The organism is Asanoa sp. WMMD1127 (genome assembly GCF_029626225.1).
Taxonomy (GTDB): domain Bacteria; phylum Actinomycetota; class Actinomycetes; order Mycobacteriales; family Micromonosporaceae; genus Asanoa.
On record NZ_JARUBP010000001.1, the window covers coordinates 233,927 to 253,212 of the forward strand.

16 protein-coding genes and 1 tRNA gene are annotated in these 19,286 nt (G+C 70.3%); 7 read left to right on the top strand and 10 right to left on the bottom strand.

The genetic code is table 11. From position 1 onward, the window contains the following. Positions 1-91: 91 nt before the first annotated feature. Both O7635_RS01230 and O7635_RS01235 read right to left on the bottom strand, forming a co-directional pair. The gene (locus O7635_RS01230) at positions 92-511 is read right to left on the bottom strand and encodes a hypothetical protein (protein ID WP_278078524.1); all 420 of its coding nucleotides are present in this window, start codon (positions 509-511) and stop codon (positions 92-94) included. Positions 512-596: 85 nt separating this feature from the next. Continuing rightward, positions 597-1,286, bottom strand: a complete 690-nt coding sequence (locus O7635_RS01235) for a hypothetical protein (RefSeq protein ID WP_278078525.1) — start codon at positions 1,284-1,286, stop codon at positions 597-599. A gap of 140 nt (positions 1,287-1,426) precedes the next feature. Here O7635_RS01235 and O7635_RS01240 point away from each other — a divergent pair, with 140 nt between their 5' ends. Beyond that, positions 1,427-2,194 (top strand): maleylpyruvate isomerase family mycothiol-dependent enzyme, encoded by a 768-nt coding sequence (locus tag O7635_RS01240; RefSeq protein WP_278078526.1) that lies wholly within the window; start codon positions 1,427-1,429, stop codon positions 2,192-2,194. Here the strand turns inward: O7635_RS01240 and O7635_RS01245 are convergent. The 4 genes from O7635_RS01245 to O7635_RS01260 form a co-directional block, all read right to left on the bottom strand. After that, positions 2,191-2,739 carry a DUF305 domain-containing protein gene (locus O7635_RS01245; protein ID WP_278078527.1) on the bottom strand — a complete coding sequence of 183 codons (549 nt, stop codon included), beginning with the start codon at positions 2,737-2,739 and terminating at the stop codon, positions 2,191-2,193. The two genes, O7635_RS01240 and O7635_RS01245, sit on opposite strands and share 4 nt — an antisense overlap. A gap of 151 nt (positions 2,740-2,890) precedes the next feature. Continuing rightward, complete coding sequence (locus O7635_RS01250; protein WP_278078528.1) at positions 2,891-3,604, bottom strand: lytic polysaccharide monooxygenase; 714 nt, start codon at positions 3,602-3,604, stop codon at positions 2,891-2,893. Between the two features lie 160 nt (positions 3,605-3,764). Further along, the gene (ctaD, locus tag O7635_RS01255) at positions 3,765-5,513 is read right to left on the bottom strand and encodes a cytochrome c oxidase subunit I (protein ID WP_278078529.1); all 1,749 of its coding nucleotides are present in this window, start codon (positions 5,511-5,513) and stop codon (positions 3,765-3,767) included. Between the two features lie 92 nt (positions 5,514-5,605). After that, the gene (locus O7635_RS01260) at positions 5,606-6,787 is read right to left on the bottom strand and encodes an FAD-dependent monooxygenase (RefSeq protein WP_278078530.1); all 1,182 of its coding nucleotides are present in this window, start codon (positions 6,785-6,787) and stop codon (positions 5,606-5,608) included. Between the two features lie 85 nt (positions 6,788-6,872). Between O7635_RS01260 and O7635_RS01265 the strand changes: the two genes are divergently transcribed. From O7635_RS01265 to O7635_RS01280, 4 genes are all read left to right on the top strand, one after another. Beyond that, the gene (locus O7635_RS01265) at positions 6,873-7,577 is read left to right on the top strand and encodes a TetR/AcrR family transcriptional regulator (protein ID WP_278078531.1); all 705 of its coding nucleotides are present in this window, start codon (positions 6,873-6,875) and stop codon (positions 7,575-7,577) included. A gap of 77 nt (positions 7,578-7,654) precedes the next feature. Next, a complete protein-coding gene (locus tag O7635_RS01270; protein ID WP_278078532.1) occupies positions 7,655-8,356 on the top strand; it encodes an acetate uptake transporter in 702 nt (233 codons plus the stop codon). Positions 8,357-8,407: 51 nt separating this feature from the next. Further along, positions 8,408-9,145, top strand: a complete 738-nt coding sequence (locus O7635_RS01275) for a ThuA domain-containing protein (protein WP_278078533.1) — start codon at positions 8,408-8,410, stop codon at positions 9,143-9,145. Further along, positions 9,145-10,167 carry a Gfo/Idh/MocA family oxidoreductase gene (locus O7635_RS01280; RefSeq protein WP_278078534.1) on the top strand — a complete coding sequence of 341 codons (1,023 nt, stop codon included), beginning with the start codon at positions 9,145-9,147 and terminating at the stop codon, positions 10,165-10,167. The genes O7635_RS01275 and O7635_RS01280 overlap by 1 nt, the downstream gene beginning before the upstream one ends. Positions 10,168-10,194: 27 nt before the next feature. Here O7635_RS01280 and O7635_RS01285 read toward each other — a convergent pair whose 3' ends face one another. From O7635_RS01285 to O7635_RS01300, 4 genes are all read right to left on the bottom strand, one after another. Next, positions 10,195-11,337, bottom strand: coding sequence for an XRE family transcriptional regulator (locus tag O7635_RS01285; RefSeq protein ID WP_278078535.1), 1,143 nt, complete (start codon positions 11,335-11,337; stop codon positions 10,195-10,197). Beyond that, a complete protein-coding gene (locus O7635_RS01290; RefSeq protein ID WP_278078536.1) occupies positions 11,330-12,034 on the bottom strand; it encodes a hypothetical protein in 705 nt (234 codons plus the stop codon). Before O7635_RS01290 ends, O7635_RS01285 begins: the two co-directional genes overlap by 8 nt. A 559-nt stretch (positions 12,035-12,593) precedes the next feature. Next, positions 12,594-13,829 (bottom strand): Ig-like domain-containing protein, encoded by a 1,236-nt coding sequence (locus O7635_RS01295; protein WP_278078537.1) that lies wholly within the window; start codon positions 13,827-13,829, stop codon positions 12,594-12,596. 143 nt (positions 13,830-13,972) lie between these two features. Then, positions 13,973-15,244: an Ig-like domain-containing protein gene (locus tag O7635_RS01300; RefSeq protein WP_278078538.1), complete on the bottom strand. Its 1,272-nt coding sequence runs from the start codon at positions 15,242-15,244 to the stop codon at positions 13,973-13,975. A gap of 329 nt (positions 15,245-15,573) precedes the next feature. Between O7635_RS01300 and O7635_RS01305 the strand changes: the two genes are divergently transcribed. Continuing rightward, a tRNA-Lys gene (locus tag O7635_RS01305) sits at positions 15,574-15,649 on the top strand. A gap of 322 nt (positions 15,650-15,971) precedes the next feature. Then, entirely contained in the window at positions 15,972-19,247 is a 3,276-nt protein-coding gene (locus tag O7635_RS01310) for a S8 family serine peptidase (protein ID WP_278078539.1), read from the top strand. The last annotated feature ends 39 nt before the right edge of the window (positions 19,248-19,286 follow it).

The window sequence follows — 19,286 nt, forward strand, 5'->3', positions numbered from 1 at the left end:
GTTCTAGCTTGGTCGCTGAACCAACTACCGGAGACCTCTTCAGTTATCGATCACCGACACGCCGCAGCATCGACGCCCTACGAAACACGACCTAGCCCGGCCCGGCCTCGTGGCCGCGGCGGCCCTTGGTGCGCCGGCGCTCCTTCATCTCCGCCTCGAAGATGTGCTTCCGCCCGTCCGCCAGCTGGTCGCGGGCCCGGGCCTCGAGGTCGCGGAACGTCGCGTAGTAGCCCTCGTCGTAGTCCTCGACGATCTGGTAGGTCCACCGGCCCTCGATGACGTTGCGCCCGATCAGCTCGTCGCGGACGGCGTCGGCGAGCGCGTCGTGGCCCGCCTTGCGCAGCAGGTCGACGGCCTCGTCGAGCATCAGGTCGGCGTGGCCGGTGAGCTGGTGCAGGGAGTAGAGATGGCCGCGGACCCGCTCGACCGTCTCCAGCGCCTCGCTGAGCTTGCCGAGGGCGGCCACGGTGTCGTCGTCGAGTCCGGGCGGACGTTGATGCCGGTCGGTCACGATCTCGTTCCTACCCCACCGAGGCGCCGACAATGCCGGCGGTGGAGCCGCCCGTCGGGGCGACTCCACCTCGGCTGACGCTGGGTCAGGCCGCGTGCTTGCCGCGGCGACGGACACGGGTGGCCGCGACCACCACGGCGCCCCCGGCGAGCAGCACCAGGCCGCCCGCGACGACCGGGACCGGGTCGGGACCCGGGGTGACCGGCAGCTGGCCGCCGGGCACGGTCAGGTTGTCGACCGACGCCACGTCGTTGCCGGCGCCGGGCATGCTCTGCTCCGCGACGATCTTGTAGCGGCCGGGCCGCAGGGCCGGCGAGATCTGGCACGACCACCAGCCGTTCTGGGCCACGGTCGTGGTGCAGCGGCCGGCCGGGCTGGCGTCGCTCTCCGGCTGCTTGTTGTTCCAGTTGCCGTTGTTGGCGGGTCCGTTGCCGGGCCCGTTGCTCGGACCGTTGCCCGGGCCGTTGTTGGCGGGCCCGTTGCCCGGACCGTTGTTGGCCGGGCCGTTGTTGGCCGGGCCGTTGCCGGGACCGTTGTCCCCCGGGCGGCCGTTCCAGTGGTGGTTGCCGTTGTTGCCCTGACTGATCGCCTCGACCGCGACCCGGGCACCCGGCCGGCCCAGGCCCTTGACGGTCGGCGAGTTCGAGATGGTCGCGCCGCTCTGCGGACTGGTGATCTGGAACCCAGTGCCGTCCGCGAAGGCCGGCGCACCCAGCACCAGCCCGACTCCGACCACAGCCGCGCCCAAGCCCACCCTCGTGCGCAGTTTCCCCATTGGTTTCTCCCTTCACAACACTCCCAGGGCCGAATATATGCAGAGAAACTTCGCATAAGTGGGCAAACGCGGAACTTGCCCGAATCGCGGCGGTCCGCCCGGCGTGTCGGGCTTAGCGTTCTAAGCAGGAGGTGATCGCGATGGTGACCGACACCCGGCCCCACGCGCTGACGCGGCGCCAGGCGGCCGACATCGCCGCGACCGAGCTGCGGGCGTTCGGCGCCGCGATGGCCTCCCTCGACGACACCGACTGGGTGCGGGCCACGGACTGCTCCGAGTGGACGGTCAAGGACGTCGTGGCACACGTCTGCGGCCAGTACGAGGAGATCGCCAAGCCGACCGTCCTGCTGCGCCGGCTGCGCGTCGCGAAGCGGCGCTACCCCGACCGGACCGCGCTCGACGGCCACAACCAGGTGCAGCTCGACGACCTGGGCAAGCTGTCCCCACGCGCCCTCTTCGACCGGCTGGCCCGCCTCGGCCCGGTGGCGATCCGCCGGGCCCGGCTGATGCCCGGCCTGTTCCGCCGGATCTCGACGGACCGGTTCTTCCCCGACGGACCGACGATGGTCGAGGCCAACCTCGGCTACCTGGTCGACGTGATCCTGCCGCGGGACACCTGGATGCACCGACTCGAGCTGGCCCGCGCGACCGGACGCGTGTTCGACGTGGACGACCACGACTACGAGATCGTCGGCCAGGTGGTCCGCGACCTCGACCGGGCCTGGCAACGCCCGCCCCTGCGGCTGGAGCTGACCGGACCGGCCGGCGGCCTCTGGGAGCTCGGCGACGGCCCACCGGTCGAGTCGGTCACCGCCGACACGATGGCGATGATGCTGCACCTCTCCGGCCGCGACGGCGTCGACCTGCCGAAGGACAGCCCCCTCGAAGCCGCGCGCGTGGTGTTCTAGGCGATCATCCGCAGGAGCTTCTGGATCTGGGCGCGCACGGTCTCGTCCGTACGCGTGGCCAGCTCCTTGGTGTCCGGGTCCAGGCCGCCCGCGGTCTCCATCCGGGCCAGCTCCACCGCGCCGTGCTGATGGCCGACCAGCATGGTCAGGAACGTGCTGTCGAACTCGGCGCCCGACAGGCCCGCCAGCCGCAGCAGTTCGGCGTCGTCGAGCAGCGGCAGCCCGCCGTGCTCCTCGTGCGCGCCCGCGTGGGCGGTGGAGACCAGCGGTTGCCCCCAGGCCGTGAGCCGCTCGCGGATCGTGTCGGTCTCGCTCGCCTGGCCGGCCGCGAGCTCGCCGGCGACCGCCCGTACCTCCGGTCGGGTCCCCTGCTTCTCCCCCAGGGCCAGCAGCTTCGCCGCCGGTTCGTGGTGGGCGAGCAGCATCTGCAGGAACATCACGTCGGTGTCGTTGTAGGCGGGTGCCGGCGCGGCAACGTGGTCCGGTCCACCACAAGCGGCAAGAAGCAGCGCGGGAAGCGCGAACATCATCTGTCGTCGCCGCACTCCGACACCTCCAGTTCGGCTCACTTGCTCTGCATCCATCTACGCATCGCCTCGGCGGCCGGCCGATTCCCCTATGGATGCAGAGCAAATGCGGGAAGCAGGGCCCGCCCCGCCGGTCCGAGCGATCGGGCGGCGCGGGCCCGTTCAGCGCCTACGAGCAGGCGCCCTGGTCGCGCCAGACGCCCCACTCGCCGGTGGTGCCGGGCGTCTCGCCCTGCGTCCACCACTGGGCCTGCCAGCGCCGGCCGTTGTGGGAGACGATCGCGCCGCCGTTGTAGACCGCGCTCGCGCTCCACGGCGTGCCGCACGACGTGGGCGGCGGCGGGGGCGGCGGGTTGGTCCCACCACCGCCACCGCTGCCGACCTGCAGGTCGACACAGGCGTAGAACGCGTTGTTGGTGTCGGCGACGTTCCAGCGGGCCAGCACGGTCAACCGGCCGGTGCGGCCGCCGAGGCCCACGTTGTGCGACTTGGTGGCGCCGGGCTGCGCGCCGCCGTCGTTGAAGACGGCGATGCGGCTGCCGCCGACGAAGTACTCCCAGGTGCTGGTGGCGTGCCGGGCCGTGATGACCCAGTTGAACGTCACGCTCTGCCCGACCGACGTCGCGGGCCAGTTGCGGCTGTTGTCGTTGAGCACCGAGAACCGGCTGCCGCCGCCGTTGCACTGCATCGAGCCCTTGGGCGCCTCGACGCTCTGCGGCTCGTAGACGATGTCGCCACAGTTGGCCACCCGGCCCTGCGCGCACATCGCCTGCCGGCTGGGCGGTGAGGAGATGTAGCCGTGCGCCTGCGCGGGCGCGGCCAGGAACATCGAGACCAGCACGGCGGCGACTGTCAGCACCGGAAGCATGAAGCGTCTACGCATGAAGTCCTCCTCACTTCATAGAGAAACGCCGATCCGTTTGGTGGCCACCATAAGGTAAAGAAACCTAACAGTAAATAGACCTAACGAAATTTCTCGATGTCTTCGTACGCACGACAGCCCGCCCCCAGGCTCGGGAGCGGGCTGTGGCAGCGGGTCAGGGTCAGCGCCGGGGTTTGTCCTCCGGATACGAGGCCCCACCGTCGGACTCGCGGGTGAACGGCTTGGCGCCACCCTCCGGCGGGCCGGCGATCGACTGGGAGCCCGCGGCCAGCTCCGGGAACTTGGCGTCGAAGGCGGGCCGCTCGGAGCGGATGCGCGGCATGCGGTCGAAGTTGCGCAGCGGCGGCGGCGACGAGGTCGCCCACTCCAGCGAGTTGCCGTGCCCCCACGGGTCGTCGGCCAACACCAGCGGACCGGCCTTGTACGCCTTCCACACGTTGTAGAGGAACGGCAGCGTCGAGGCGCCGAGGATGAACGCGCCGATCGTCGAGATCTCGTTGAGCGTGGTGAACCCGTCGGTCGGCCGGTAGTCCGCGTAGCGCCGAGGCATTCCCTCGTTGCCCAGCCAGTGCTGCACCAGGAACGTGGTGTGGAAGCCGATGAACGTCATCCAGAAGTGGATCTTGCCCAGCCGGTCGTCGAGCATCCGCCCGAACATCTTCGGGAACCAGAAGTACACACCGGAGTAGACGGCGAACACGATGGTGCCGAAGAGCACGTAGTGGAAGTGCGCGACCACGAAGTACGAGTCGGAGACGTGCCAGTCCACCGGCGGGCTGGCCAGGAGCACGCCCGTCAGTCCACCCAGGAGGAACGTGACGAGGAAGCCCACCGCGAACAGCATCGGCGTCTCGAACGTGAGCTGGCCACGCCACATCGTGCCGATCCAGTTGAAGAACTTCATGCCGGTCGGCACCGCGATCAGATAGCTGAGGAAGCTGAAGAACGGCAGCAGCACCTGGCCCGTGGCGAACATGTGGTGCGCCCACACGCTCATGGACAGCGCCGCGATCGCCACGGTGGCGCCGACGAGGCCCTTGTAACCGAACACCGGCTTGCGCGAGAAGACGGGGATGACCTCGGTGACGATGCCGAAGAACGGCAGCGCGACGATGTAGACCTCGGGATGGCCGAAGAACCAGAACAGGTGCTGCCACAGCAGGGGTCCGCCGGTCGACGGCTCGTACACCTTGGCATCGAGGATCCGGTCGGCGCCGAGCGCGAACAGCGTCGCGGCCAGCAGCGGGAACACGAAGATGACCAGCACGCTGGTGATCAGGATGTTCCAGGTGAAGATCGGCATCCGGAACATCGTCATGCCGGGCGCCCGCAGCGTGACGATGGTGGTGATCATGTTCACCGCGCCGAGGATCGTGCCGAGGCCGGAGATGACCAGGCCGATCACCCACATGTTGGGGCCGACGCCGGGGGTGTTCTCGACGTCGCTCAGCGGCGTGTAGGCGAACCAGCCGAAGTCCGCGGCCCCGCTGGGCGTCGCGAAGCTGATCAGCACCATGGTGCCGCCGAACAGATAGAGCCAGTACGCGAACGCGTTGAGCCGTGGGAACGACACGTCCGGCGCGCCGATCTGCAACGGCACCACGAAGTTCGCGAACGCGAACACGATCGGCGTGGCGAACAGCAGCAGCATGATCGTGCCGTGCATCGTGAACAGCTGGTTGTACTGCTCAGGCGAGAGGAACTGCATCCCCGGCCGGGCGAGCTCGGCGCGCATCAGCAGCGCCATGATGCCGCCGGCCACGAAGAACCCGAAGCTCGTCGTCAGGTAGAGGATCCCGATCTGCTTCGCGTCGGTGGTCCGGATCAGGCGGCTGAGCGCGTTGCCCTTCACCTGTTCCCGCACCGGCCATGGACGCGTCACGATCGGCTTTGGAACTACGGACGTCAAAGCGGGCCCCCGGGGTTCGTCTGCCAACCAGCCTTGGGCCTAACGACCCGGCAGGGCCGGCGGACGCGCCCCGATCGGGGGAACCCACGTCGTCACGGGTAGTCGGGCAGGTCGGCCGCGCTGGCCAGGGCGGTCGAACTGCTGACGAGCAGCCGGCGGACGGCGGCGCGGCGGAACATCGTGTTGCGCAGCCACAGCCCCGTCCGGCTGGCCGGCGCCAGGAAATGACCCGGGCTCGCGCCCTTCTGCCAACGCCCGGCGTACGACCGCATCCGGTTCTCGTAGGCCGCGAATGCGGCTGGCACGTCGCCGCCGGTGCGGGCCAGCTCCCCGGCGAGCACATAGGCGCCGACCACGCCGGTGCCGACGCCCATGCCGCCGAGCGTGACGCCCCAGGCCGCGTCGCCGAGCAGCGCGATCCGTCCACTGTGCAAGGTGGGCACGGAGACCCGGCTGATCGCGTCGAAATAGAGGTCGGGGGCGGCGGTCAGCCCGTCCAGCAGCCTGGGCACGTGCCAGCCGAGGCCGGTGAAAGTGGCGGTGACCGCCTGTTTCTGGGCCGCGAGGTCCTGCCAGCCGACCCCGAGGGGGCCCGAGGACCAGACGAACAGCGCGCCGGCCAGCGTCGGGTCGCGGTCGTCGGCTGCCACGCTCGCCATCCGCCCGGGCACGTTGTACTGCTGGGCGACGGGGATCGCGCCGACGTCGTTGGGCATGTCCCAGCCGGCGATGTGATAGCCGAGGTGCTTGACGAACCGGTCCTCGGGACCCATGGCCAGGCGACGGACGGTCGAGTGGATGCCGTCGGCGCCCACCACCGCGTCGTACGTGCCTTCACCGCCGCCGCGGAACCGCACTTCGACGCCGTCGCGGCCGTCGCGCAGCGCGGTGATCGAGTCGCCGAACAGGTAGCGGACCCGGTCGGCGGACCGCCGGTGCAGCACCGCGCTCAGGTCGCGGCGCCGGACCTCGACGTCACCACCGGCGAACTCGGCCGGCAACTCGAAGATCGTGCGCCCGTCGGCGTCGACGGTGCGCATCGCGCCGGCATGGGTCTGCACCGCCTCGAGCTCGTCGAGGATGCCGAGCTTGGCCAGCACCTTCAGATGCGTCGGGCCGCGGAAGTCGACCGCGAAGCCGCTCTCCCGCAGCTTGGGGGCGATCTCGACGACGGTGGTCTCGGCGCCCGCGTCGGCCAGCCGGCAGGCCAGCGCCGGCCCGGCCACCCCGGCGCCGGAGACCAGGACCCGAAACCCGCTCAGTTCGTTGCTCATCGACTCTTCCTTATCTGTGTCTCTTGGATGCTGTTTACGATAGACACAGTTTTGGCAAGCCGGCAAGCCCTTAAGGTGGCGGACGATGGACAAGCTGTTGTGGGAACCACCGGCCAGGCCCCGGCGCGGCCCCCGGCCGGCGTTCACGCTGGACGACATCGCCCGGGCCGGCAGCGCGATCGCCGACGCTGACGGGCTCGCGGCCGTGACCATGCAGCGGATCGCCGACCAGCTCGGCGTCACCAAGATGGCGCTGTACCGCTATGTGCCCGGCAAGGCGGAGCTGGTCGCGCTGATGCTCGACCGCGCGCTGGGCGGCCCGCCGGCCACCGGGGGGCGGGACTGGCGTTCCGCGCTGGATGCCTGGTCCCGCGCGCTCTTCGCGGCGTTCGCCGCACACCCGTGGGCGCTGGAGGCCGCGGTGGGCGCCCGGATGGTCGGACCCAATGAGGTGGCCTGGCTCGAGGAAGCGGTCGCGGCGCTCACCGGCACTGGGCTGCACGGCGCGGAGATGCTCGACGTGGCGGTGACGCTCGTCGGTCACGTGCGCAACCTGGCCCAGCAGACCGCGGGCGGCGACCTGGAGGTGGCGCTCGACGACACGCTCGCGGCGCTCGTCGAGGAGCGGGCGGACCGGTTCCCGGCGTTGCACTCCGCGCTGCGCACCGCGCGGGGCAGCGGCCAGCAGGACCAGGCGCTCGACTTCGGGCTCGCCCGGATCCTGGACGGCGTGGGGGTGCTGATCGCCGAACGCGCGTCCGGCGCCACATCCGCCCATCCCGTCCCGTAACGCGGCGGTAGCTGGCCGGCTCCCGTACTCGGTGAAATAGTGGGAATTGCCCATGTTCTGCCGTTAAGGGGGTCGCGATGACCGACCAGACACCGAACCGGCCGATGGGTGGCCGGCCCGGAGACCCGCGCATGCCATCTCCTGAGCCGGCCTCCGCCGCGTCGGGCGTGCTGGGCGGTGTCGCCGATGCCACGCCGATGGGGTTGGCGGCGTTCGCACTGTCCACATTCCTGCTTTCCGCGTTCAATGCGGGCTGGACCAACGGGACGACGGCCTGGCTGAGCTTCGGCTTCGTCGCCGGCGGTCTCGTGCAGCTGCTCGCGGGCATGTGGGCGTTCCGCAATCGCAACCTGTTCAACACCGTCGCCTTCTCGATGTACGGCGCGTTCTTCCTCGGCCTGGCGCTGTATTTCACCCTCGTCGCGCCTGGCGCCAGCGCGGCGGCACAGCGCAACGACCTGGCGTGGATCCTGCTCGCGTTCGCGCTGTTCAACTTCTATCTGGTGCTGTGGGCGACACAGGTCAACGAGACGCTGTTCGGGGTGTTCTTCTTCCTCGGCGTCACCGAGGTGCTGCTCTGCATCGGCTTCTTCGTCGACAACGGCCAGGTGGTCCGGATCGGCGGCTATCTCGGGGTGCTGACGGCGCTGGTCGCCTGGTACGGGTCGTCCGGTGCGCTGATCAACGGGTTGCTGGGCCGGGAGGCGATCAGGTTGGGCGCGCCGCTGAAGCTCCGCGGTCTGGAGCAGCGGCTGACCCATCGGCCGGCCGCGCGCTGAGCTTTCCGAGCCGGTCTTTCGTGCCGGCGCTTCCTCGCCGAGAATGCCGGGATGGGTGACGAACCGATCCGGGTGACCGTGTGGGGCGAGGGCCGCCACGAGAAGCGCGACGCGAACGTGGCCGAGCTCTATCCCGACGGCATGCACGAGACGATCGCCGACGGCATCCGGTCGCAGGCGCGGGCCGAGGTGACCGTGCGATGCGCCACTTTGGACTCACCCGGCCAGGGCCTGCCGGACGAGGTGCTCGCCGGGACCGACGTGCTGACCTGGTGGGGGCACCTGGCCCACGACGAGGTCGCCGACGAGCTGGTCGACCGGGTGCAGCGGCAGGTGCTCGCCGGCATGGGCCTGGTCGTGCTGCACTCGGGCCACTGGTCGAAGATCTTCAAGCGGTTGATGGGCACGAGCTGCGCGCTGCGCTGGCGCAACGGCGACGACCGGGAGCTGGTCTGGACGGTCGACCCGACCCACCCGGTCGCGGCCGGCGTGCCGAGCCCGCTGGTCATCGACCGCCAGGAGATGTACGGCGAGTTCTTCGACATCCCCGCGCCCGACGAGCTCGTGTTCGTCAGCTCGTTCAGCGGCGGTGAGGTGTTCCGCAGCGGCTGCGCGTGGCGCCGCGGCCGGGGCCGGGTCTTCTACTTCAGCCCGGGCGACCAGGACTACCCCGTCTACCACCACGCCGGCGTGCGGCAGGTCATCGCCAACGCGGCGGTCTGGGCGGCGCCGTCGGGACCACGGGAGCAGACCCCCATCGCGTACGCCGCCCCCGGCTGGTTCGAATGATGCGCGCGGTCCTCGTCGGCGCCGGAGCGATGGGGGCCGAGTGGCTCGCGGCGATCGCGGCGAGCCCGGACGTGTTGCTGGCCGCGGTGGTCGACCTCGACGAGGCCGCAGCGGCCCGCGCGGCCGCCGGCGCGGTGCCATCGGCGACGAGCCTGACCGCGGTGGCTGCCGGCGCGGACTTCGTCGTCGACGCGACGGTGCCGGCCGCCCACTTCGCGGTGACGACGGAGGCGTTGCGGCTCGGCCTGCCGGTGCTGGGCGAGAAGCCGCTCGCGGCGACGCTGCCGGAGGCCCTGACGCTGGCGGCGCTGTCGTCGCTGACGGGTACGCCGTTCGTGATCAGCCAGTCCCGCCGCTACGAGCGGTCGCTGGCGGATTTCAAGACCGAGGTCGACGCTCTCGGCACGGTGGGCGCGCTGCACACGTCGTTCTATCGCGCGCCGCACTTCGGCGGCTTCCGCGAGACGATGCCGCACCCGTTGCTGCTCGACATGGCCATCCACCCGTTCGACACGGCGCGCTATCTGCTGTCCGACGAGCCGGTGTCGGTCTTCTGCGACGCGTGGAACCCGCCGTGGAGCTGGTACGCCGGCGCCGCCTCGGCCAACGCCTTGTTCCGCTTCGCTTCGGGGGCGCGGTACTCGTACACGGCGTCGTGGTGTGCCGCTGGCCAGGAGACGTCGTGGAACGGCAGCTGGCGGGCCGTGGCGGAGGGCGGCACAGCGGTCTGGGACGGCGAGGGCGCTCCTTCGTCAACGCTGCTGGAGACCATCGGCGCTTCGCTGGCGTCGTTCGTCGAGGCGCTGGGGGCGGGCACCCGACCGGCCACGTCGGTCCATCGCAACGTGCTGAGCCTCGCGATGGTCCTGTGCGCGGTCGAATCCGCGGACAGCGGCCGGGTCGTCGTCATCGACGAGACGTTGTCCCGCGCCCATGCGGACGCGGTCGCGGCCGCTCCGCCGGACGTGGCCGAGGTCCTCCGCTCCTGGCCCTCGGTGCGGGGCGCCCTGCTCGAGTCCTGAGACGCCCGGGGCCCGGCGGGACGAGCTTCACACGAGCCGTAGTTCCGGGCGCCGGTCGGTCATGCCGAGTAGTTCGCGGACCCGGTGCAGTGGCCAAGCGAGTTGGACGCCCAGGGCGGCCAACGTCAGGCCGTGCCCGGCGGCAACGTCGAAGGCGCGGGCCAGCAGGGCCGGCCGTTCGCCTTCGAAGCCGGAGATCGACTGGGCCGGAAAGGCGCCTTCCGCGCGCAGGCGGTCCAGGCGGCGGTAGCCGCGGGCGGCGGTCGAGTCGGAGTACAGGCCGAGCTCTCGGCAGCGGTAGAGCAGGCTGTTGATGGAGACGCCCCACACCTGCTGCAGGTCGGCGAGCGCCGTGAAGTTGAGGCGGGCGGGCAGGGCCGGGAGGATGCTGGCGCGCGGCGTGAGGAACTCCGCGGCGAAGGCGTCGGCCGCCCGCTCCTGGGCGGTGTCGCCGGGGATCGCGTCACCGTGCATGACGATGTGGCCGAGCTCGTGCGCCACCGTGAACCGGTGCCAGTAGACGTCGTCCGCCCGGTCGCGGGTGACCACCATCGTGGGGCGCGGCAGGTGTGAGGTCGAGAACGCGTCGACGGTGGCCACGTCGCCGTCGGCCAGCGGGGCCAGGGCGACGACGACGCCACGTGTCTCCAGGGTGCGCACCAGGTGCGGGATCGGGCCGGTGCCCAGGTTCCAGTGCCGACGCAGGGCCCGGGCCGCGTCCGCCGGCAGCTCCGCCTCGGTGCCGGTGGGCACGTCGACCTGCGGAAGGCGTACCCGCTGCTCCAAGGCGTGGGTCAGCTCCCAAAGCTGCTCCACCAGGGCGACGGCCTTCGCCCGCTGGTAGGAGCGCGTGGAGCGCAGGTGCCGGAAGTGCGCCGCGGACGCGTCGAGCTTGGCGTGCGGCCGTCCGGCCGCCAGGAACTGGATCGGCACGCCCAGGTAGCCGGCGAGCGGCTCGATGAGGTCGGGCCGGGGGCGGGTACCGGCCTCGTACTGACCGACGGCGGCCGGCGTCACCCCGATGGCGGCGGCGACCTCGCGCTTCGTGCGGCCGGCCAGGTGGCGGGCCTGGGTCAGCCGCGCCGGGTCGAAGATCTGCGCCACGGACGCCGCCGTCCACGACCCGCGGGCGCCGCCGGCCGCGTAGGCGAGCCGGGCCCGCTCACTCATCCGCGGTGCGCGGCAGCGGAACCGGGTCGAGCGACGGGATCGGCAGCGGCGCGTCGTCGAATCGGGCCATCCGCGGAGCCTCGCCGACGGCGACGGGCTTCTCGTCGCCGGGCAGTGGCAGCCATTCGACGTGGCGCCAGAGCAGCTCGCCCTCGGCCAGCGCGGCGTCGGCCAGACCGACCTTCAGGAGGCCCGACTGCTCGTTGGCCGCGAACACGACGAGCACGATGGCGGCCGGCTCGGCGTCGCCGAGCAGCCGCGGCTCCGCTTCCCCGGCCGCCGCCGGGGGAAACAGCACGTCGGACAGCGTCGGCTGAGCGGGCCCGGCGTCGGAGCCGAACTGGCCGAGCAGCTCCCGCCGCGTCTTGTTGAGCTTCCGGGCGACGCGCGGGTCGGTCAGGCTCGACGAATCCTCGGCGTAGCGGAACGGCACGAGCAGACAGCCGTTGAGCAGCACGAGGTGCATGGCGGACCCACGCGGATGAACGATCTCGGCGCCGTCGAGCGGCGCCAGGCGCCGAACGAGCTCCTCGTGCTGCGCGGGCCACGCGCCGCCGAAGGCGTGCAGGGTGTGCAGACCCGCGGCCGCATGCGCGTCCATCTGGCGAACCACCGCGGCCGCGATCGCCGCCGGCACCTCACGCACCACCGCCTCGGCATGCGACCCGAAGCGGTCCGCCAACCAGCTCGATGTCATGGGTCCCCCGCCCTTTCGCCCAGAACCGCAACCTAACACCGACGCTTTACTTTCACGCACCTACGCCGCGCCAAACGACCCGGCGCAGCCCGGCGCAGGCCGCCCGCCGCCACGAACCGGCACGCCCGGCCCAAGGCCGACGCGGCAAGACATCAGCGTGCCACCGCGGACCAGCGCGGACTGGGCACGCCTGCCAGGCTCGACGTGGCAGGCATCAGCGCGCGTCGCCGCGGACTGACACGGACCGGGCACGCCCTGACGCGGCAAGACGTCAGGGTGTTTCCCGCGGACCGGCACGCTGGCCCGAGGCCCGACACGGCAAGACGTCAGGGCGTGCCACCGCGGACCGGCACGTCCACCCAAGGCCCGACGCGCCAATACGTCAGGGCCCCCCGCGGACCGCGGATTTTGACACAGACGGCCGAAGGCCGACGCAAGCAAAGATCTAAGAGCGCAGCACCGCGAGCCTGGCAGGGTCGGCCCCCCAGGGCCGGCCCGGTCCCCGGCGGGAGCGACGGTCCGGACCACCGCGAACCCGGGACCGGCCTTGGAGGTTGCTCTATTGGTCGGAAAGGGGAATCGCGCTCAGTTCGGCGTATTCGGCGAACGACATGTTCCAGTCGGTCCAGCCGTTGCCGTTCTGGAGTTTGCGTTCCGTGCCTTTGACGGTGATCGGGTCGCCGATGCGGGTCTGGCCGAAGAGCCATTCGCCGTCTTTCATCGAGACGTTGACGCAGCCGTGTGAGACGTTGACCGAGCCCTGTTGGCCCTCGGACCACGGCGCCGCGTGGATGAACTCGCCGCCCCAGGTCAGGCGTTGCGCGAAGTCGATGTCGGTGCGGTAGCCCTCTTCCGGGCCGAGCTCCTCGAACGTGTCGAAGACGGTTTCGCGCTTCTTCTCGATCACGATCATCGTGCCGCTCGACGACGGGGTGGCCTTCTTGCCGAGGCTGACCTTGATCGTACGGATGACCTTGCCGTCCTTGGTGACCGTCATCCGCTTGGTCCTGTTGTCGACCGTCATCACCAGCGCCGGGCCGATCTTGAGGTCGACGGTGAGGTCGTTGCGCAGGTAGGAGCCGTTGCCCAGGGGCAGGCCGCCGGTCTGCAGCTTGTAGTGGACCTTGGTGTTGGCCTTCCAGAACTCCTTGGGCCGGAAGTGGATCTCGGTCGGGCTGATCCAGGCCCAGGTGCCCTCCTGCGCCGGCTCGGCGGTGACCTTCATCCGGCGCTGCACGTCGGCGCGGTCGCCCTGCGGGATCGCCTTGCCGAACTTGACGATCATCGGCATGCCGACGCCGACCACCGCGCCGTCGCCCAGGAAGCTGCTGACGGCGACGGTGTTGCCCGGCTTCTTCATCACCGTGAACGTGCTCTCGGCGGTGGCGGTCTTGCCGTCGTCGCCGGTCGCGCTCACCGTCGCCGTGTAGGTCTTGCCCCAGTCGAGCGCGCCGGTCGGCAGCCAGCTCTTCTTGTCGGCGGACAGGTTGCCCTCGACCTCTTCGCCGTCGGCCGACTTGACCTCGACGGCGGTCTCGACCGCGTCGGTGGTCTCGAAGGCGATCGCGGTGGACGCGGGCACGTTGTTGGCGTCGGCCGCCGGCTCGCTGATCGTCGCCTTGGCCTTGGTGTCGGGCTCGGCCGGCTGGGACGAGCCGGGTTGGGCACCGTCCTGCCAGGAGCTGTCGTTGCCCTTGCTGCACGCGGCGGTCACAGACAGCAATGCGGCCATCACGGCGGCTGCCAGCACGACGGCGCGTCGGCGACCGGGGTGGTGCCCTCGGCTGCTCACCATGAGATCCCCTCATCAAGTCCGTGGTCCGCAGTCATGTTGCCCCAAAGACGCTTCGGGACACGTCACGGTTTCGTGCCGTGTGCGGGAACACGCCAGACGAGTGTACGAACGATCGGGCGCAGCAACGGTACCCGAAAAGGGCGTTAATCGGTGGCCGTCGGTGTCGGGGTGGCGGTGGCGGGCGAGCCCTTCAGGGCGGCGGGAACCGGCAGCGCGCTGCCCTTGATGTAGTCCGACCAGGACAGGTTCCAGGCTGTCCAGCCGTTGCCGGCCTCGAGCTTGCGCTCCGTGCCCTTGATCGTGATCGGGTCACCGACCTTCGTCTGGCCGAACAACCAGCTCGCGTTGCCGGGCGCGAGGTTGACGCAACCGTGGGAGACGTTGCGTACGCCCTGGTCGCCGACGGACCACGGGGCCGAGTGGATGAACTCGCCGCCCCAGGTGAGCCGCTGCGCGAAGTCGATCTCGGTGCGGTAGCCCTCCTCCGGGCCCAGCTCCGCGAACGTGTCGAAGATCGTGTGCTCCTGCTTGTCCATCACGATCATCGTGCCGCTGGACGACGGGGTGCTCGGCTTGCCCAGGCTGACCGGGAACGTCTTGACCAGCTTGTCGTTCTTGAGGACCTGCATCTTCTTGGTCTTGTTGTCGACCTTCATGACGAACTTGTCGCCGATCTTGGCCGTCGCCTTGCGGTCCTGGTCGCCCACGCGTCCGTTGGACAGCGGGATGCCCTCGAGCGCCGCCCGCACCGTGATCTTCGTGCCGGCCTGCCAGTAGTCCGGCGCGCGGTAGTAGGCCTGCGTGCCGCTGCTGACCCAGTGCCAGACACCGGGCTGCGGCGGGTCGGTCTGCACGAAGAGCCGACGTTGTACGGCGGCCCGGTCCTTCTTCGGGATGCCAGGGCTGAACTCGACGACGACGGGCATGGCGACGCCGTACGTCTTGCCGTCGAAGAGGTAGAGGCCCGAGCCGATGTCGTTGCCGGACCGGCCGCGGGTCGAGAAGCTGATCTTCTTCGTCTCGGCCTGGCCGGCGGCGCTGGTGGCCACGACGGTCGCGGTGTAGCTCATGTCGTACTTCAGCGGCGCGCTCGGCACCCAGGACGACTTGTCGTCGCGCAGGTTGCCCTTGACCGACTTGCCGGACTTGTCGGTCAGGGTGACGCTGGTGACCTCGCCGCCGCTTACCTTTGTGCCGATCTCGGTGCTGACCGGCAGGTCCTTCTTCTTGTCAGCCGGCGTGATCGAGAACTCGAACGGGATTGCCGGGGTGGTGGGCGACGGCGTCGCGTTGACCTTGGGCGCCACGAAGGCGGGCCCTTGCGTGTTGTCACCACCGCACGCGGAAAGGGCTAACGCCGCGACCGCGAGTGCGGCGGCGATCTTGGCTGCTCGACGTGTCACGAACCGGCTCATGATGTCCCCGTTCCTCGCAACCTTGGGGTCATCGTGCCCCAGCCACACCCGCTATGTACCTCGATCCGGCAGGGTGCCAGATGCCGTCCATCCCCGCCTCAGCCACACGGCTATCCCTGAGTCCCGAACCGGTCGGAACCACCCAGTCGTGGCCATTTGTCCGAAGTAACCCCTGCTCAGCGGCCCTTTGGCACTCTGAGTGGAGGTTTGACGGCATTTCGGCGGAACGACGACACTCTATCTGCTCGCGATGGACCACCGCAGACCCACCGCCACCAGTTGGAGGACGGGCGGAGGGGCGTGCTAACGTACCTCTCGTTGCCGATCGAGCGCCGCTAGCTCAACTGGCAGAGCAGCGGACTCTTAATCCGCGGGTTCGGGGTTCGAGTCCCTGGCGGCGCACCAAAGCTTGTTTGGGCGGGCACCGGAACGTTGAGTTTCGGTCCCCGCCTCATTTGTTTGCGCGGTGCTCAGCCGCAGACCGTCCGTGGGTCGCCATGCGACCAGACCGAGAAGCCGGCCGTCCGATGTGGTCAGGCAACGCGCCGGAAGCTGATTCGTCCCAATAGCGCCGATGGCCTGGCCGCCTTTTGCACAGATGCACAATGTCTAATGTCACGAGACGGTCTCGAGGAAATACCTGGTAGTGACAGCTATCGCTCCGCGAGCGAAAGATGCGTCACACGCCCCTGTGTCGCAGGGCGTTCTCCCCTCGGAGGAACCAGACGTGACCAACCCCCAGAACCGGAGACGGCGCGTGGCTGCCGGTCTCCTCGCGACAGTCCTCATGACGGGCCTGTCGACGCTCGCCGTCGGCGTGCCGGCGGCCACCGCCGATCCCGGCGCCGACAGTCACGCTCTCAAGGAGAGCACCGTGGACACTCTCGGCGCCCACGACCTCGAGCTCCTGGCGGAAGCGCGCGCCAAGCGTGCGAAGACCGTGATGCTGATCGTCGCCACCGACAAGGGCGAGTCGGCGAAGGTGGCCGCCGGGCTGAAGAAGCTCGGCGCGACGGTCGCCAAGCGGGTCGACTCGGTCGGCTACGTCCGGGCCAGCGTGCCCACCGCCGCCGTGATCCCCGCCGCCAAGCTGCCCGGGGTCGCCGCCGTCGACCTCAACGAGGTCATTCCGCTGCCCGAGCCCGAGCCCACCGCCGCGCGCGCCAAGGTCGCGGCGCAGGCGGCGACGGCCGGACCGCCCGGTGCGGACACGCCCGCCGACAACCCCTACATGCCGACCGGCGAGACCGGATCGGTCGCCTTCAAGCAGGCGCACCCGCAGTGGGACGGCCGTGGCGTCACCATCGGCATCATGGACGCCGGCGTGGACCTCGACAACCCGGCGCTGCAGACCACCTCCACCGGCGAGCGGAAAATCGTCGACTGGTTCACCGCCACCGACCCCCTCTTCGACGGGGACGGCACGTGGCGGGCCATGCTGACCGATGTCGCGGGGCCCTCGTTCAGCTACCAGGGCCAGCAGTGGACGGCGCCGCGTGCCGGCGCCTTCAAGGTCAACCGGTTCAACGAGGCCATCACGGCGGGCAGCGCGCCGGGCGGCGACGTCAACCGCGACGGTGACACCGCCGACCTGTTCGGCGTGCTCTACGACCCGGCCAGCCACGACATCTGGGTCGACGTCAACCAGGACCGGGACTTCACCAACGACGGCGGCGCGATGCGGCCGTACGCGGAGAACTTCCAGGTTGGACACTTCGGCACCGACAACCCGGCCACCGCGGTGCGCGAGCAGATGCCATTCGTCGTCGAGTACCGCGAGGACGTCGACGTCACCCCGGCCGGGCTGCCGGGCGTGGCCGACTTCGTCAACATCGGCATCATCGAGGACCAGCACGGCTCGCACGTCGCGGGGATCACCGCCGCCAACGACATGTTCGGCAACGACAACCTGGACGGCCAGGCGCCGGGCGCGAAGCTCGTGTCGGCCCGCGCCTGTTCCTGGGGTGGCGGCTGCACCGCGGCCGCGCTGACCGACGGCATGGTGGACCTGGTCGTCAACCGGCACGTCGACGTCGTCAACATGTCGATCGGCGGCCTGCCGGCGCTCAACGACGGCAACAACGCCCGCGGTCAGCTCTACCAGCGGCTGATCAGTGACTACGGCGTGCAGCTCGTCTTCTCGGCCGGCAACGACGGTCCCGGTGTCAACACCGTCGGCGACCCTGGTGTCGCCGACGACGTCATCAGCGTGGCGGCGAGCATCAGCAAGGAGACCTGGCTGGCCAACTACGGTTCGGTCACGCGGACCCCGTACCAGCTGTTCAACTTCTCGTCCCGCGGACCGCGCGAGGACGGCGGTCTCGCGCCGACGATCGCGGCGCCCGGTTCGGCGATCTCCACCACGCCGCTCTGGCAGCCGGGTGTCGCGGTGCCGGAGGCCGGCTACGGGCTGCCGCCGGGCTACCAGATGATCAACGGTACGTCGATGGCGTCGCCCCAGGCGGCCGGCGGTGTCGCGCTGCTGCTGTCCGCGGCGAAGGCGACCGACAAGGCCGTGACCCCAGCGGCGCTGCGCCGGGCGATCGTGTCGTCGGCGTCGTGGATCGACGGTGTGCCCGCCTACGCGCAGGGCGACGGTCAGCTCGACGTGCCGGGCGCGTGGGACCTGCTGGCGCAGAGCCCGCTCGAGACCCGGTCCTACGACGTGCACGCACCCGTGTGCACGCCGATCTCGGACTTCCTGGCCACGCCCGACAAGGGCGACGGCATCTACAACCGGTGCGCGCCCAGCGAGGGCGGGCAACGGCCCAACGCCAAGAAGTCCTACACCGTGAAGGTCACCCGCACGACCGGCCCGAAGGGCGACATCAAGCACGCCGTCCGCTGGGTCGGCGACGACGGGTTCTACCGCAACGCGCCGAAGAACCTGATCCTGCCGCTGAACAAGACGGTGACGTTCACCGTCGAGACCCGCGGCGGCGAGGGCGTGCACAGCGCGATCATGCAGGTCGACGACCCGAAGACACCGGCCGTCGACTTCGAGTTCCTCAACACCGTGGTGATCGCCAACGTGCCGACGAAGAAGGAGTTCCGCTTCTCCACGAGCGGATCGGTGGACCGCAACGGATACACCTCCTACTTCGTCGCGGTGCCCGAGGGCGCGAAGGCCCTGCAGGTCAACCTCTCCGGCATCGCGACCGGGTCGCAGACGCGGTTCATCGCGATCAACCCCTGGGGTGTGCCGGTGGACGACACCGGCAGTCCTTCCTGCTACACCAACTACTCCGATCCGGCCGCCTGCAAGCCATCGGAGCGGTCCTATGAGGACCCGATCCCGGGCGTCTGGGAGCTCGAGGTCGAATCGCGCCGGACCTCGCCGTCGCTGGAGAACCCGTTCCAGCTCACGGCCCGTATCCAGGGGGTGGCGGTGGATCCCGCCGACCTCGAACTGCCGTCAGTGGCTGCCGGCGCGGCCACCCCGGTGACGTGGACCGTGCAGAACCGGTACGGCCCGATCCGGGTGTCGGGGCAGGGTGGCCCGCTGGGCAGCGCCCGGGTGAGCCGGCCGAGCATCGCCGAGGAGGCGGTGCAGACCTACGAGGTCGAGGTGCCGGCGGGCGCGTCACGCCTCGATGTCGCCATCGGCAACCCGAGCGACCTGAGCGCGGACCTCGACCTGACGGTCCGGCGCGACGGTGCCGTGGTGGGTCAGTCCGCCGACGGTGACTCGGAGGAGGCGGTTTCGATCGCCAATCCACCCGCCGGTGTCTATGAGGTCGAGGTCGTCGGCTACGCGGTTCCCGCGGGGACCACGGAGTACGACTACCGCGACGTGTTCTACTCCAGCTCGCTCGGAGCGGTGTCAGCGCCGGCGACGGTGGTCGACCTCGCCTACGGCGGCTCGACGACGATCAGCGGCACGGTCACCGCGCTGGCCGCGCCGGCCCCGGGCCGGGAGCTTTCAGGGGAGTTGCGAATCGTCACCGACGAGGGCGCGGTCGTCGGCCGCGGCAACGTGGTGATCGGTGCCGTGACGGGCTGAGCGCCGGTAGGACACGTGTGGCGGAGCCCGTCCCGTCCA

Coding starts and splice junctions, on each gene's coding strand:
- O7635_RS01235 (WP_278078525.1), bottom strand. CDS start 1,286: ATGGGGAAACTGCGCACGAGGGTGGGCTTGGGCGCGGCTGTGGTCGGA.
- O7635_RS01240 (WP_278078526.1), top strand. CDS start 1,427: ATGGTGACCGACACCCGGCCCCACGCGCTGACGCGGCGCCAGGCGGCC.
- O7635_RS01250 (WP_278078528.1), bottom strand. CDS start 3,604: ATGCGTAGACGCTTCATGCTTCCGGTGCTGACAGTCGCCGCCGTGCTG.
- O7635_RS01260 (WP_278078530.1), bottom strand. CDS start 6,787: ATGAGCAACGAACTGAGCGGGTTTCGGGTCCTGGTCTCCGGCGCCGGG.
- O7635_RS01265 (WP_278078531.1), top strand. CDS start 6,873: ATGGACAAGCTGTTGTGGGAACCACCGGCCAGGCCCCGGCGCGGCCCC.
- O7635_RS01270 (WP_278078532.1), top strand. CDS start 7,655: ATGACCGACCAGACACCGAACCGGCCGATGGGTGGCCGGCCCGGAGAC.
- O7635_RS01275 (WP_278078533.1), top strand. CDS start 8,408: ATGGGTGACGAACCGATCCGGGTGACCGTGTGGGGCGAGGGCCGCCAC.
- O7635_RS01280 (WP_278078534.1), top strand. CDS start 9,145: ATGCGCGCGGTCCTCGTCGGCGCCGGAGCGATGGGGGCCGAGTGGCTC.
- O7635_RS01285 (WP_278078535.1), bottom strand. CDS start 11,337: ATGAGTGAGCGGGCCCGGCTCGCCTACGCGGCCGGCGGCGCCCGCGGG.
- O7635_RS01290 (WP_278078536.1), bottom strand. CDS start 12,034: ATGACATCGAGCTGGTTGGCGGACCGCTTCGGGTCGCATGCCGAGGCG.
- O7635_RS01295 (WP_278078537.1), bottom strand. CDS start 13,829: ATGGTGAGCAGCCGAGGGCACCACCCCGGTCGCCGACGCGCCGTCGTG.
- O7635_RS01300 (WP_278078538.1), bottom strand. CDS start 15,244: ATGAGCCGGTTCGTGACACGTCGAGCAGCCAAGATCGCCGCCGCACTC.